At 62.8% G+C, this 14,111-nt stretch carries 10 protein-coding genes; all 10 read right to left on the bottom strand.

Going from position 1 to position 14,111, the window contains the following annotated elements:
* The 10 genes from Q7U39_14035 to Q7U39_13990 all read right to left on the bottom strand — a co-directional run bounded on the left by Q7U39_14035 (position 1) and on the right by Q7U39_13990 (position 14,110).
* On the bottom strand, positions 1-423 hold the full coding sequence (locus Q7U39_14035; GenBank protein MDO9119074.1) for a response regulator: 423 nt from the start codon (positions 421-423) through the stop codon (positions 1-3).
* Positions 420-1,805: a Mur ligase family protein gene (locus Q7U39_14030; GenBank protein MDO9119073.1), complete on the bottom strand. Its 1,386-nt coding sequence runs from the start codon at positions 1,803-1,805 to the stop codon at positions 420-422. The genes Q7U39_14035 and Q7U39_14030 overlap by 4 nt, the downstream gene beginning before the upstream one ends.
* A gap of 41 nt (positions 1,806-1,846) precedes the next feature.
* On the bottom strand, positions 1,847-5,113 hold the full coding sequence (locus Q7U39_14025; protein MDO9119072.1) for a DUF2309 domain-containing protein: 3,267 nt from the start codon (positions 5,111-5,113) through the stop codon (positions 1,847-1,849).
* Between the two features lie 244 nt (positions 5,114-5,357).
* A complete protein-coding gene (cysD, locus tag Q7U39_14020; GenBank protein MDO9119071.1) occupies positions 5,358-6,161 on the bottom strand; it encodes a sulfate adenylyltransferase subunit CysD in 804 nt (267 codons plus the stop codon).
* An 8-nt stretch (positions 6,162-6,169) separates the two neighbouring features.
* Positions 6,170-8,530, bottom strand: a complete 2,361-nt coding sequence (locus tag Q7U39_14015) for a hypothetical protein (GenBank protein ID MDO9119070.1) — start codon at positions 8,528-8,530, stop codon at positions 6,170-6,172.
* Between the two features lie 18 nt (positions 8,531-8,548).
* Entirely contained in the window at positions 8,549-9,010 is a 462-nt protein-coding gene (locus tag Q7U39_14010; protein ID MDO9119069.1) for a hypothetical protein, read from the bottom strand.
* Positions 9,011-9,016: 6 nt separating this feature from the next.
* Entirely contained in the window at positions 9,017-10,006 is a 990-nt protein-coding gene (locus tag Q7U39_14005) for an alkaline phosphatase (protein MDO9119068.1), read from the bottom strand.
* A 266-nt stretch (positions 10,007-10,272) separates the two neighbouring features.
* Positions 10,273-11,673 carry a sigma-54 dependent transcriptional regulator gene (locus tag Q7U39_14000; protein ID MDO9119067.1) on the bottom strand — a complete coding sequence of 467 codons (1,401 nt, stop codon included), beginning with the start codon at positions 11,671-11,673 and terminating at the stop codon, positions 10,273-10,275.
* A complete protein-coding gene (locus tag Q7U39_13995) occupies positions 11,670-13,658 on the bottom strand; it encodes a PAS domain S-box protein (protein ID MDO9119066.1) in 1,989 nt (662 codons plus the stop codon). The genes Q7U39_14000 and Q7U39_13995 overlap by 4 nt, the downstream gene beginning before the upstream one ends.
* Before the next feature lie 122 nt (positions 13,659-13,780).
* Positions 13,781-14,110 (bottom strand): DUF190 domain-containing protein, encoded by a 330-nt coding sequence (locus Q7U39_13990; GenBank protein MDO9119065.1) that lies wholly within the window; start codon positions 14,108-14,110, stop codon positions 13,781-13,783.
* Between the last annotated feature and the right edge of the window lies 1 nt (position 14,111).

The raw sequence follows: 14,111 nt of genomic DNA, 5'->3' as shown, positions 1-14,111 counted from the left end.
TCAACTATCCGCAAACCCTGACGGGGGCGCGAACGCCACGAGCAGAGCCGATAGAGTTCGGGGCTCGATCGGCTTCACGAGACAATCCATCGCGCCCCGGCTTCGCCAGTCGATGCGCAACTTCTCCGTCATCACGGTCCCCATGACGATGATGCGAAGGTCGTGCGGTCGAACTCGAATGGCAGCGAGGACGTCGGCGCAGGCCATCCCTTGCGATGCCGCGTCCAAGAGGACCAGGTTGATTGCATGGCGCTCCAGGGTGTCCAAGGCTTCCCGGCCTGAGGAGGCTTCAAAGACGTCCCACTGCCAATCAGCAAACATGTCGGCCAGCAGCGCCCGATAGCCGGCATCATCGTCAATAATGAGGACACGTGGTGTGCGCCGCCACGTGTCGCCAGGCCCAGCCTGCCGTTGGGTGGTCATGCCACCACATGAGATTGCGCCGCCTGGGCGAGGGGGCGGCAATAGCCCCCCAGTTCCAAGGAGCCGGTGACTACCACCAGCCCAAGAGGCCCTGCTTCCTGGACGGCCTTCTGAAACGCATCAGCGGGATCGTTCACCATCTCCGCCGCAGCCGGCGTGTAGGTTCGCCAGATAGCGGCAAGATCCTGAGGGGCGGCCGCGCGGTTCTCGGGATACCGGGTGAAGATGGCTCGGTCAGCTTCTGCACCGGCCAGATGCCGGATGATTGTGTCGATCTCTTTCTCTCGCGGGAGCGAGACGAGCAGGACCGTTCGGCGGCTGGCACGGATGCTTCGGATCGTCGAGGAGAGATTGGCGGCCGCCGATGCATTGTGAGCCCCATCAATGACGATCGTCGGATTTCCGGTCAGCACTTCGCAACAGGCTGGCAGCCGAACGTGCTCGAAGGTCTGGCGTATCGCGGCAGCATCCAATGCAGCGACCAGCCCGCGGCGCCGGAGAACCTCGTACGCCGCCAGCGCATGGGCTGCGTTGGTGGCCATAAACGCAGCCGGGGAGCCGAGGGGGATTCCGTCCCAGGTGGTGTCATCGACTCGAATCGTGCACGTTCCCTGATAGCCGGCACAGACGAAGTCGGTGGCGTCGTATTCGTGTCCGAATGATAAAACCGGCGCCTTCAGTTGCTCCGCGCGGGAGAGCACCAGCGACCGAGGCCCGTCCTGCATGGGCCCGCACACGACCGGGGTGAAAGGCTTGATAATCCCGGATTTCTCCGTCGCGATTTGTTCGAGGGTGTCTCCGAGGATCTCCATGTGATCGTAGTCCACGTTCGTGATGACCGAGACCTCCGGCGCGATCACGTTCGTCGCGTCCGCTCTCCCGCCGATCCCGACTTCCACCACGGCATAATCTACATTGGCAGCGCGGAATGCGAAGAAGGCGGCCACGGTGAGGAATTCGAACGGGCTCATCAAGACACCGGCGCAGTCCATCAGCGATTTAAGACGGTTGCAGGCATCGACCAGTTCCTGATCGCCGAGGGGCTGCCCGTTGATAGAGATCCGCTCCCGAAACTGCCCGAGATGAGGGCTGGTGTAGAGTCCGACCTTCATGCCGCCGGCCTGGAGAAGCGCCGCCGTCATGCGACACACGCTGGTTTTGCCGTTGGTGCCGGTAATGTGCACGGACCGGTAGGCTCGATCCGGACGATCGAGCGCCTGAAGACTCCTGGCGATCGCTCCGAAATTCACGGTGCCATCCGAGGGCCGGCCACGCAGCATGCAGGCGGTTTCGAGTTCGCGAAGAAAATCCGTGATCTCCTGGTACGAGGAGAAGGCGACGGCCCAGTATGGCGGATCCTTCTTCAACTCTCTGTCCGGCATCGCTCCCTCATTCGTGCGCAACTCCGGCTGTCCGGAACGACTTACGCCTGCCCGACCTCGACGCCTGCGATTTGATCGGCGGTCTCTACCGTGACGATGTCCCACCCGCCTGCGCCGTTGTAGCGGTAGTAGGATTGCGTTGCAGGCTCCAGCACGACCAGCCGAAGCCAGTGATTATGAAACAGCGTCTCCAGCAGCGGCTGTCTGGCGATGATGGCCTGCACTCGCGACCGGGGCGCCTCGATGATCGCGGTGAGACGCAGCGGGTCGTGATAGGGCATGGCACCGTTCATAACCGACTGAACCGGTAGTCCCATGCGGAGATCGCTCTGGTTGCCGGTCATGACGCCGATCCGGCCGGTCACGTTGTGGTACACCTTGCTGCCGCTTCCATAGGTTTCGGGCGCCACGGTGGAGAAATAATATTCGCTGTTGATCCATTGGGCCACGATCAACGGCGCCGTCATGATGATTTCGAGCAATTTGCCGTCCAGATCGGCCGCATGGTCATACGAATGGAGAAACGCGCGGCCCTCCAGATTGTGACTGGTCGTTAAGCGGCGGTTTCCGATAATGAACCAGCTGTTTCTCGCGAGTCCCCATTCCGGACGGACTTGAGCCCAGTCGAGGCCGCGCCGTTCGATGGCCCGAAGCGCAGTACTCCGCACCGGATCCGCCGCATAGCCCGGTAGTCTCGCATACCGTTCCAGAGCCGCCTCGGCGCCGGCCATCGCAATGTCCTCCAATATCTGGGCTAACTCCTTGCGGTGTGTGGAGGGCACGTCCTCCAGGTCGCCGACGGAGAGACGGTCGGTGGTGGTGTCGTGGCGTGCCGCGACGAAATGGGTATCGCCGGGAATGACGAAGCCCCGCTTCGCCAGGAGATCTCGAACTTGCGGCCTGTTGGCGATGGTCGCAAACACCCGGGCGTTGGGCAGGCCTTGGCTGCCGCCGCAGGCGCCGCAGTCGAGCGCCGATTCGTAGGGGTTGTTCTGAGAGGTGCTGCCATGCCCGCAGAGAAAGACGAGCCGCGCGAATGAGGAGGTAAGCCCCATCAATCGCAGCGAGGTTTCCACATAGTACGCCTGCTCGCTGGGGGTGAATCCGGTGCGGGTGATGCGGTCGATCCGTGCCGCGTTGTCGAATCCCGTCATGCGGCAGTCGCGCCGGAGATCCTCGAGGACCAGGGCTTCTTGGGCCGGGCTGAGAACCAGCAGGTGGCCGAGATCGCCGGGGATCACCGGGGAGGGAGGCTCGTCGGACAGCGCCTGCAAGCGGATGTGCTCCAGCCGCTGAGGTGTAAGAAGGGACCCTTCAACCCGGTGGTGCGTTCTGAGCCACCGCAAGATTCTCAACCGTTGCTCGGCCGCCAACATCTCTTGGGCCTCGGAGCCGGTAAGCTTGTCCACCGTCATGGACGTGGACACGGGCGGCACCAGCGTGCGTTCGACCCATGCTGCGATCCGGTGATACCAGCGGGGGAAGAGCGTCTTGCCCAGCAGCGACCAGCCGAAGAACCATCCGACCGCCTCGACCATGACATAGGGGGTGACGACGTTATGCTTCAGATCGTGCAGCAGCTCCTGTCCCGCTTTCACCGCCGAGGCCGTGGTTTTTCGACGTTGGGCCGTGTCGCCGTCATAGGTGCGGGGCACTTCGCGCAAGACGTGCTTAGGCTTCAGGAGGACCGGGCACAGCGCGGTCTCGTGCGGCTCGTCGAGAGATCGGTAAGAGATGGGCAGGCCAAAGAAGCCCGCAAAGCCGTACGTTTCATAGCCGCCGCGCTGCTCGAGCCGGCGCCGGAACACCTCAGATCGGACGTCGATGCAGAACACAAACTGCGCCAAGGGTCTTGCGGGAGCAGAGGAGTTCGTCTGTGCGTTGTGTGATTCGGCCGGCGTCAGTCTCGCGAGGACCGTCCGTTCGGCGGTCAGTTCGGCTGCGATGAGCCATCGCTTGTTTCGCTCTGGGGCGGGGAATCCGCGCAGCCAATTCGTCAGTTTCTTGCGTACGTCAGGGGAGGTGTCTGCGAGTTGTTCAGCGGCAATGCCCAACTTCTCGGCCAGGAGGTCGAGGGCCTCTGTGATGGTCTTGGCCGAGTGGGCCTGCCGAGTACTGCGCTGTTGGGCGTACCACTGTTGCCCGGCCTGTTCCCATTCCTCTGCGCGCGCCGCTGTCCACTGGCGGCGGAGGCGGCGGGCCTCGGCGACGGCTTGTTTGGGAGCCCGTCCTGCGTTCAGGACACGCTTGAACCAGAATGCATGGGGGAATCGGCGTAAAAAGGTGTGGATCGCCTGGAAATCCCCCGGGCAGCCGAGGGCTGAACGGCATGCGAGTGCAGCCAACTCGCGCTCGTAGAACAGGCGGACGGCAAGATATTTCACCAGGTCAATGCGATAGGCCTCCTGCCAGGGATCCGATGTCTGGTCGGCGCGCCATTTGATGAAGCCTGACCAGCCGGGTAGCGCCGTCAGGTGCAGGGCCAGATATTCCTGCCACAAGATCTTGGGGATCTGCATCAGATCGAGGGATTCCAGCAGGGCGTCTTCCGGACGGTCTGAGAGCGCCCGAATCTTCTCCGCCCGCTGCCTGATACCCATCAGCGAGAGCGTCCAGTCGTGCTGCGCCGACGCTTTCCACGCTCGGAAAAACGTCTCCTCCCGATGGGGCATCGACCAGGCCGCTTCCCCTTCGTCGCAGAATGCAACGCACCACTTGATCATCTCGCGGTCTATCCGTTCGACGAGCCGGGTGCCGAGTGTGCGGTCGCACCAGGTGGCCAAGGTTTCCCGAAAGGGCCATTCCTCGGAGGGCGTCTCAATCCGGCGTTCGTGTTCTTCTCCCCGACGGGCAGACGGGAGTTGCTCCATCCAGGCGTTCAAGATCGTGAGCGGCCCCTCCGCATCCATCTCGGCGGGAGATGATGTCTGCGTGAGGATATCGGACAGGTCGATATCGTGAATCAGCGCCGCCCGTAAGACCTCCCGATGCGACAGGGTCCGGTGTCCCAACTGTACGGAATCATCGAGCACCAGTGGCGTCAGCGCCTGGTCAATGGCATTGTCGGCGATACGTCCCGCACGGTGGGCCTCACGATAGAGCTGGGGCGAGAGATAGCCGGCTCCGCCGAACAGCTCGGTCCCTCGTTGGACGGCTTCGGAAAAGGGCAGGTGTTCAAGCCCCTGCAGCGGGTTGCGGGAGATGAATGTCCGCATCGGCCAGAGGCGCGCCACGACTTCTCCTGCCAGGTTCACGTACGAGCGTAACTCCATGCGGTCGGCGTCAGTGTAATGGTGTGTGCGGTTCATAGTCCCCCCCGTGATGACCGTATGGCTCAGCAAGAATGAGGCCGATCATTCGGCGGTGGAGAGATTGCGGTGTTTGCAGGGAATTTCAGAAAGAATAGATGAGCCGAATCCGTGTGGCTGTGGATTGTGCAATGGGCAAGTCTATTCGTCAGTGCGAGGACGCACGTCAGTGCAAGTGTGCACGGTATGGATTGGCATTAGCAGGTGACGGTAGTGGGTTCGGCTGCGTTAGAGGAGGGACGGATTACATGTGGCCCAATTTCCTGAGCGTTTCCATCCCGCGCCCTTCGTCCTGCGCGCGGCCGGACCGTTCGGCGGTCGTCGTGGTCCGCAACTCTGTAATGATTTGTGGAATCGTGTTGGCGCAGGAGTTGACGGTCCCCGTGCAGGGCACGCAACCCAAGCTGCGATACCGGGTGCCTGCCCCCCGGTCGAAATACAGCCCCGGCAGGGGAACCTGTTCCTGTTCGAGGTATTCCCAGATATTCAACTCGGTCCAGTCGAGCAGCGGGTGCACGCGCACGTGCGCGCCGGCGGGAAACGTCGTCTTGTATTGATCCCACAGTTCCGGCGGCTGGTCACGGAAGTCCCATTCGCCGTGCTTGTCGCGCAGTGAAAAATAACGCTCTTTTGCCCGCGTGCCTTCCTCGTCGGCGCGGATCCCCAGAATTACCGCTGTCCACTTATGTTTCGCAATGGTCTGCTTGAGCGCCTCGATCTTCATCGCCGTGCAGCAGGTGACACGGCCCTGGTCCGGGCTCATGCCGCCGGCCAGGGCCTCGCGGTTCTGGCCGACGACGACATCGAGGCGCCACTCTTTGGCGAGTCGATCGCGATAGTCGATCAACTCCGGCATTTCATAGCCGGTATCGATGTGCACGAGCGGAAAGGGCACGTGACCGAAGAACGCCTTTCGAGCCAGCCACAACAGCACCGTCGAGTCCTTGCCCATCGACCAGAGCATGGCGAGGTCGTCGAAGTGCTTATAGGCTTCACGAAGAATATAGACGCTCTGATCTTCCAGCGCTCTCAGGTGCTGCACGGGCATCCTCCTCTTCAATAGGCCGCCGGCCCGGAGAGCGTGCGATTCGACACCAGATCGAGCAGATGCAGTCCGTCGAATTGCGCCGCTGTCTGTCCCACGGTAATCAGTCCGATCGATCCCTCTTGCGTGATCCACTCGTCCGCCACGGCGGCGACCTGGGCGCCGTCGACAAACACGCTCAGGCGCCCGCGATCCAGGTGAAGGAAGTTGATCCGTTGAACCCGCAGGCTGTGCCAGGGACGCGGGGCGAGCTTTACGGCGATTTCCCCCAGCACGGTCGTACGGCCGTCGGTGACGCGCCTCGTGGTCAGCTTGCCCGTGGAGGGATTGAGCGTGACCGAATAGAAGTTCTTGTTGTCGAGGACCGCCAGCGCGATCCCGGCTTCTCCGCCGCTGCCCGGCGACAGTTCGGCGATCTGCACGGTGGCGTCCGGATAGGTGGTCCGGATGCGCTCGGCCAACAGGAGATGGGCGCAGTCATTGGTTCCGCAGGGGCGGTCCTGGACGACCAGTTTGTTGCCCACGGGGAGCTGACGGTCGGCCTGCACGCGCCAGCCTGAGGCGTCCGCCCCGGGCGTACTGAGCGCGACGAATCCCGTCGGCACTGATTCGGGAGTGTCCTGCTCGAAGTTCCACTGCCAGACGATATTTTGCTGCGGCGGTTTGGCATGGACTTCGACATTGAGCACATCGGGTGCGCGGACCGGGGTGGGCAGAGTGACGCGCTGGCCGTCCGGAACCAACGCCTTGACCACGTCGTTCCCGACGAGGTAGGGCCATAAGCCGGTCACGCCGCTCAGACGCTCGTGATGGTCTTTCACCGCCTGGAGGCGCGCCTGCAGGCCATCGGGCGTTCTGGTAAAGGCCAGGGCCTCGCCGAGAAGCAAGGCTTGCGCCGGGACCAAGCGCGCGATCGGCGTATTGGCCAGTTCCATCGCCTGGCGCGCTTCGTCTTGAGCCTGCTGCAGCCAGGGATGATCATAGCGCCGCTCCCAGCTTACCCATTGAATGCGGTCCCAGGCGAGGTCCGCAAGCAGCCGGCTGCGTGCGGGCAGATCCTCTGGCTTGATGGCGCGCAAAAGGGATTCATGGAGTGCGAGGGCCGCCGGCACATCGTTATTCCACCGGTGCAGCACTCCCAGTTGACGCTGTAACTCCGGTGACGCAGTTCCGGTCCCGACGGCCGCTTCAAGCGCTTGGAACGCGGCATAAAAGGCTTCCGCTGCAGGTGAATGCCCGAGGGCGACGTCGGTCAATTCCTGGCGCCATGTTTGCGCCTGCAGATTCCAGTAGAGCTCCGCCACCTGCCGCTTCATGGCTTCATGAGGCGCGTTGATCCCGGACTTGGCCAGTCCTTCGAAGAGAAAGGTCTCGAATGCCAGCGTGCCCAGCTCGCCGTTCACCTGAGGGTCGGTGGGATCGAGGAACAACAGGGAGGCCAACAGCGCCCGCCTCTCCTGCTTGTCCGCGGTCATTTCCGCTTGCTTGAGCACGGCGGTATACCGCTCGCCCGCCAACGCGCGCGTCCACCATTGGGCGGTGCCCAGGACGAACTGTCCTCTGATCTCCGGCTGACGCGATGCGTCGGTCGGGTTGATGCCGTATGAGGTGGCGGGAATGCGCGGCGCGTCAGGAAGAACTTCGTTGATGACGGCGCGATCTTCCGCGTAGCCGAGGCGGCGTAGATTGCTGACGACGACCAGCCGGATGACGACGCTGTGAACCGGCTGGTAGCGGCGAGCCGATCCGCTGGCCCACCAAACCTCATTGGGCGCCAGGGCGATGGGCGCGGCGAAGGGATCCGGGTAGGTAACGGCCAATTCGACCAGCGTGCCGCCGACGGTCGAGGCTGTGGCGGTTCCCTGCCCGATGGCAATGGGACGTGTCGGGGAGACGGTGCGGAGTTCGACCGTCGGAGGCGTCTTGAGGCTTGACCGGACCGCGGTGGGCGACAGGAAGAGCGCGGGTGGATAGTCTTTCCAGAGACTGGCGTGGCGATGGGTTTCTGACAGCAGGCCGAGGCCGCGCCCGCGCGCAGTCGGTCCGAGCACACCCGGCTCGGCGGTGTCTTCGATCATGGCCCGATAGGCGTTCACGGTGTCGTCGTAGCAGGTGCGTGCGATCCGTGCCCGAGCGTCCGGCGAACCGGCTGCCTGTGCGCGCAAGCGGCTGAGGCAGCCTAAGTCGAGACGCGCCCAGTCCTCGGCGCGGCCTGCTGCCAAGGCTTCGGCGTATCGCAATGCCAGGCGGGCCGATTCGTCTGTACGGGCTTTCCCCTGCGCCTGTCCGGCCTCCGCTAATCCGCTGTCATGCAGCGTGGTCCCCATCGCCGCCAGCAAAACAACCAGACACATTCTGAGATAGGTGTGCATAGCGCCTCGATTCTTTCCTTATGGAGCGAGTGAGTACTCCGGCTTCCCCCCGTGAGGGTAGGTCCGCTTGCAGCGCACGATCAGGGTTGGCGTGCCCCGTCCATCCACGCATTGATTGAGCGCCGGCGCATAGTCCACCATACCCGCCGGCGTAACGTCAAAGGGGAAATCGAAGGTGAAGCTGATAAATTTGTATCGGCCCGGTTTTAGCTGAAGCACCCGGGCATCCGTCGTCCGATAGGCGTCGGACGTTTCAATGTCGGACGTCCAGATGGACGGGGTCGCGCCCGGCACGTGCCACCAGCTTTGCGATACGATCGCCGTGGCATCGATCGTAATGGCATACTTTTGTTCGGCCGTCTCGGGTGGTTCCGCCTTTGCCGGAATTCCCCAGTCGGCACAGACCAGCAGGCTGGTGAGGATGCCGGCCACCAGCGCGGTGGTTTCCCTGATGGACCGTTTGTGTAGGAATGCAGTCATAGGCGCCTATCGTCCTTTCGTCGCAATCGTGGCGACGCCGGGTGCGTCGCGAAAGATTTCTTCGACCGCGCGGCTGTCCCATTCGGTATGTGTCTCAAGTCGCAAGGCTCGCAGCACCGTGGCGCCGGTATCGACGATCGAGACGGGCTGGTGAATCGCATGTCCGTGCTTGATCCCGGCTCCGGAGGCAATCCACGGGACGAGCGTTGAGGCCGTCGTCGATTGTCCTGGAGCCGCGCCGGTCCCGCTCAACGACGTGACGAATACCGTGGTGCGTGTGAGCAGTCCGTGGTTTTTAAAAATCGTCAGGACCGACTCCATCGCCTGATCGACCGACCGGAGCGCGGTGCGATAGGACCCCGAAGACCAGCCGTGTTCGATGCCGGCACGAGCCCCGTCCGGCAGGTGCACCACGAGGAGGTGCGGCAGGGCCAGAATCGCATGCCCGTACCCTTGTCCGCTGTCCGCCTTCCTGATGTACTGCTTGATGTAGGACACCAGCCGATCCGGGCTGCATTCCGGTTTGAGCGGTCCGCACACCTGATAGTCGGTGTAGGGTTCCGGTTTTGCCAGCTGGTAGAGCGACTCGTCCATGAAGAAGATGGCGCTGTCCCGTCCCCCACTGAGATCGAGGTAATCGAAGATTGTCGGGGGGCGTGGGTATCCCCGGCTGAATTCAAAGGTGTCCCAGGTAATGCCGTGCTTCTCCACGGGAAGTCCGGTGAGGAGCGAGGCCATTGCGGGGAGACGGCTTGAGGATGTGACCGTACCGGCCGACCAGGTCGCGGCTCCTTCCTTGGCCAGACGCGACAGGGCAGGCATCGGTCCGGTCTTCAAGGATTGCCGGTCAACCCCTTCCAGGACGAATAGGATCACATGATCCGCTGCTGCGGAGGGCTGTGGCGCCGGATGGCCCTGGGGGGCGGCTTCGGATTCCGGGCGGTGGACGAGCAGGCCGATTAGGGTCAAGACGAGAATTGTGAGCCTCAGATTCATCGCGGCCTCCAGATTGGACTCGTGCCGTGTCGCTGAGAGCGCATCGGCTCTTTATCGTTGCGCTTGGCGCGTCGATGCCGGATCAATGCAATCGCCGGTCCCGATTTTCATGGCGGTCAGGTCGTCCGGTGGTGTGTGATTTCATAGGAAATTGAGGGGTGCGGCTCTCTATGGCTTGAAATGGAGATAGCGATATCTGCTATCAGGTGCGTGCGTGCACGGTTGGATTGGCGATGCAGTGCGCCAGCGCTCAGCTTCTGGTGGAGCTACGGTTTCCGGCGCCGGTCCAGCATCCAGCGGGTGATGCCGAGGTGTTTGGCCGCAAGGGTTTTGTTGCCGTCGGAACGCCGAAGGACTTCGGCGATGATGCGGTCTTCCAAATCCGAGAGAGACTGTTCACCGAGTCGAAACGTCAGGTGCACGTTGTTCGGGTCGTCCGGCGCGGGGGCTTCCGGCGCGTGGAGGGGCCTCGTGCGGGGACTCGCGGAATGCTCGGCTTGCACATCGGCTGGAAAATTCCCGGCTTCGAGCGAATCGCCGGGGCAGAACAGCACGGCCCGCTCGATGAGGTTGCCCAATTCGCGAACGTTACCGGGAAAGGCATAGCGGCGCAGGACTGCCTTGCCGCTCTCTCCGATCATGCGCACCGGCTTTTTGAGGGCGACGGCGGAGCGGGCCATGAATTGTTCGGCGAGGGGGATGATGTCTTCCCCGCGTTCGCGCAGCGGCGGGACGGTCAACGTGACGACGTTCAATCTGAAGTAGAGATCCTCGCGGAACTCGCCTTTGGCCACGGCCTCTTTGAGATTGCGGTTGGTGGCCGCCATGAACCGGACATCCACGGGGATGGTCGCCGACCCACCGACGCGGCGCAGGGTCCGTTCTTCGATGACGCGGAGCAGCTTGGCCTGTAACGGGAGCGGCAGGTCGCCGATCTCGTCGAAGAGGACCGTTCCGCCTTCGGCCATCTCGATCAATCCGGCCTTTCGTCCCAGGGCGCCGGTGAATGATCCTTTTTCATGCCCGAACAATTCGCTTTCGAACAGCTCGCGGGGGATCGACGGACAGTCCACCTCGATGCAGGGCTTCTGTCCCCTGGCGCTGTTGTAGTGAATCACGCGGCTCATATACTGCTTGCCGGTGCCGGTCTCGCCCTGGAGCAGCACGGTGACCCGGTCGGTGTTGGCCAGTTCCCGGAGCTGACTCAGGAAGGCCTGGGTAACGGGGCTCCTGGCGATAATCCGATCCAGCGCATACCGTTCCGCGTCCTGTCCGCTCTGTAACCGGACCTGGCGTTGCAGGGTGAGCAGTTCGGTGGCGCGGCGGAGCGCATGCTGCAAGTCTTCCATATCGATAGACTTGGCGACGAAGTCGAAGGCGCCGAGCTTGGTTGCCTCCACGGCATCCTTGACCGTTCCCCTCGCCGTCAAGAGAATGACCAGCAGATGGGGGGATGTCTGTTTGACCCGGGCCAGCACATCGAGCCCCGAGAGGTTCGGCATGACCAGGTCGAGAATGAGGATGTCCGGTTCAAACGAGCGCAGCAGGGCGAACGCCTCTTCTCCGGAGCCGGCGGTTTGCACGATATAGCCCTGATCGCTCAGCCGGAGGGCAAAGGCCTCGCGCACCGAGGGTTCGTCTTCTACCAGTAAGAGTTGCCAGGTCATGCGAGGCCTCGTGTTCCAACGGGCAGCCATACATCGACCACGGCGCCGCTGCCAGGCGGGCTGCTGATGGACAGCTGCCCGCCATGGCGCTCGACGATGTCATGCGTGATCGTCAGCCCGAGCCCGACGCCCTTGGCCTTGCCGTTGGTGAAGAAGGGTTCGAAAATCCGCTGTAAGTTGTCCGGGGCGATGCCCTTGCCGGTGTCCGAGAAGCGGAGGAGCACCCCGGCGCCGCGCTTGGTTTCAGGCCCGATCGTGATCTCCAGCTCGCCTCCGTCCGGCATGGCGTCGATCGCATTCATCGTGATGTTCAGACACACTTGCTGAAGATGGGCGCGCGAGGCCTCGACCATCGGCAGGTTATTCGCAATCGTCTTCCGGACGGCGATGCGCTGCTTGGACAGATTGGGACGGAGCAGGGCCAGCGTGTCGTCGATGAGCGAGGGCAGATCGCAGGGCCGGAGATCGAACGGCCGCGGCCGCAGCTGTCCCAGGTGCGATTCGAGCAGTTCGTCGATCCGCGCCGCCTCGCGCGCGATAAGACGGCAGCGGTCTCTGGCGGACTGGGGGAGCTGGTTCTGCTCGGCCAGATGGGTGGCGAGGCTGCCGAGGCCGATCAGGGGGTTGCGTACTTCATGCAAGATCCCTCCGGCCAATTGTCCGACGAGCTTGACCTGTTCGGTATGGCGCAGCGCTTCCAGCATCTGTTCCCGTTCGCTCAAGTCGGTGAGGATGGCCATATAGAATTGGGTGGTGCCGTCCCGGTCTTTCACGGGGCTGACGCTTTCCCAGACCAGAAATTCGGACCCGTCTTTGCGCCGGTTGACAAAGCGGTCGGCGAACGCCTGGCCTGCGCGAATCGCTTGCCAGAGTCGATCGTAGAACTCCGGCGCATGTTTGCCGGATTTCAAGATGCCGGGACGCTGCCCGAGGGCCTCTTCGCGACGCCAGCCCGTCATCCGTTCGAGCGCGGGATTCCATTCCAGGATGCGGCCGTCGGTGTCGGTGAGCATGATGCCGTCCTGCGCGGACATGAAGAGCCGGTGATAGAGATCCCGCTGCGTGTCGGCCCGCCGCCGCCGTTCCAGGACCGTGGCAACCGTGTTCGCAACGGCGCAGAGGAATTCCTGTTCTTTGCCGGTGAAGTCTCTGACCTGTTTCGAATGAGCCGTCATGACGCCGTAGACGCGGTCCTCGACGAGCATGGGGACGCACATGCCGGCGACGCCGCCATGTTCGGTGAGGAGCTTCGAAGGGGTAAACCGGGTTTCATTCCGGAGGTCCCGCACGACCACGGGCACGCGCTCGCGAATGGCAAAGCCGGCCTGTGAATGCGTGCCGCCTTCGATCGTCAGTTTGCCGATCAGCTCCTCTTCGAGGCCGATCCCCGCCACGACGGCGAGGTGATCGTCGGACTCCCTCGCGATCAGGATCTTGCAGAGCTCGACGCCCAGCGCTTGTGCCGTATGTCGCACGGCCTCGTTCATGAGGTCTTGAGCCGAGGCGTCGCTGACGGCCAGGGTTCCAATGCGGGCCAGCACCGTTTGAAATCGGGCGACCTGGGAGGCTTCATGCTCGAGGACGGTCCGCTCCGTCACGTTCTGCAGGACGAGGAGCACGCCGGTATCTCCGTGGTAGGGGACCACGTTGAATCGGCAGTCATAAATCAGTGGCTGTCCGTCACGATGGGTCAGGTGATAGGTCCTGGTCCCGCGAGTCCCCAGCGACTCCTTGTTCCATGCGAGCGCGTCGGCGAATAGCCGTGCTCGCATGGAGCCGCCGGACTTCGATGGAGCAAGGTCTTCCTTGGCCGGGGTTTCCACCAATTCGCCGAATTGCGCATTTTCGAAAATCAATATGCCGCGCGCGATCAGACAGAGCCCACCCTCGATGCAGTCGCTGACCCATGCCAGGATTTCAGCGGCGGCGACTTCCGGTTTTGCTACGGCAGGTTCGCGGGAACTGCCGGATTGTGCGGGCGGCATATCGAGCTACCTACGAATCGGGCTTGGGGTAAGTATCGGACCCGGTCACGTGCCGCCACAGTATACCGAGTCGAATAGGAAGCCGTCGAGAGAAGGGGAGAGATTCCGGCCGAACGGTCGGCTCACTTGGATGCAAAATGGTCCCGCCGGCTGACCGCCACGTCGGTCACGAACATGGCGCCGGAATGCCGATTGAAGAGCGGGCCCAGGCCGGCCAGAATCGGTTCCACCTTGTCTTCGGGTACGACGGTGAACACCATCACCTGGCTGCTGGTGTCGTTGAACAGCAGATGCCCCTCGTGAAAGCCGTGATGGCCCTTGCCAGAGATATTGTTGATGATCGTATAACCGGTGGCTCCGGTCCGGTCCAACAGCTCGGTGATAAACTTCAACTGGTCGCCTTGCACGATGATCTTGATTTCTTTCATCGGATGCAGTGTCAGGCCTCTCATG

This window comes from Nitrospira sp. (assembly GCA_030653545.1).
Lineage (GTDB): Bacteria > Nitrospirota > Nitrospiria > Nitrospirales > Nitrospiraceae > Nitrospira_D.
The sequence above is the reverse complement of the archived record's forward strand: the minus strand, read 5'-3'. Positions and strand labels throughout refer to the sequence as shown.

Coding starts and splice junctions, on each gene's coding strand:
- Q7U39_14035 (MDO9119074.1), bottom strand. CDS start 423: ATGACCACCCAACGGCAGGCTGGGCCTGGCGACACGTGGCGGCGCACA.
- Q7U39_14030 (MDO9119073.1), bottom strand. CDS start 1,805: ATGCCGGACAGAGAGTTGAAGAAGGATCCGCCATACTGGGCCGTCGCC.
- Q7U39_14025 (MDO9119072.1), bottom strand. CDS start 5,113: ATGAACCGCACACACCATTACACTGACGCCGACCGCATGGAGTTACGC.
- cysD (MDO9119071.1), bottom strand. CDS start 6,161: ATGCCCGTGCAGCACCTGAGAGCGCTGGAAGATCAGAGCGTCTATATT.
- Q7U39_14015 (MDO9119070.1), bottom strand. CDS start 8,530: ATGCACACCTATCTCAGAATGTGTCTGGTTGTTTTGCTGGCGGCGATG.
- Q7U39_14010 (MDO9119069.1), bottom strand. CDS start 9,010: ATGACTGCATTCCTACACAAACGGTCCATCAGGGAAACCACCGCGCTG.
- Q7U39_14005 (MDO9119068.1), bottom strand. CDS start 10,006: ATGAATCTGAGGCTCACAATTCTCGTCTTGACCCTAATCGGCCTGCTC.
- Q7U39_14000 (MDO9119067.1), bottom strand. CDS start 11,673: ATGACCTGGCAACTCTTACTGGTAGAAGACGAACCCTCGGTGCGCGAG.
- Q7U39_13995 (MDO9119066.1), bottom strand. CDS start 13,658: ATGCCGCCCGCACAATCCGGCAGTTCCCGCGAACCTGCCGTAGCAAAA.
- Q7U39_13990 (MDO9119065.1), bottom strand. CDS start 14,110: ATGAGAGGCCTGACACTGCATCCGATGAAAGAAATCAAGATCATCGTG.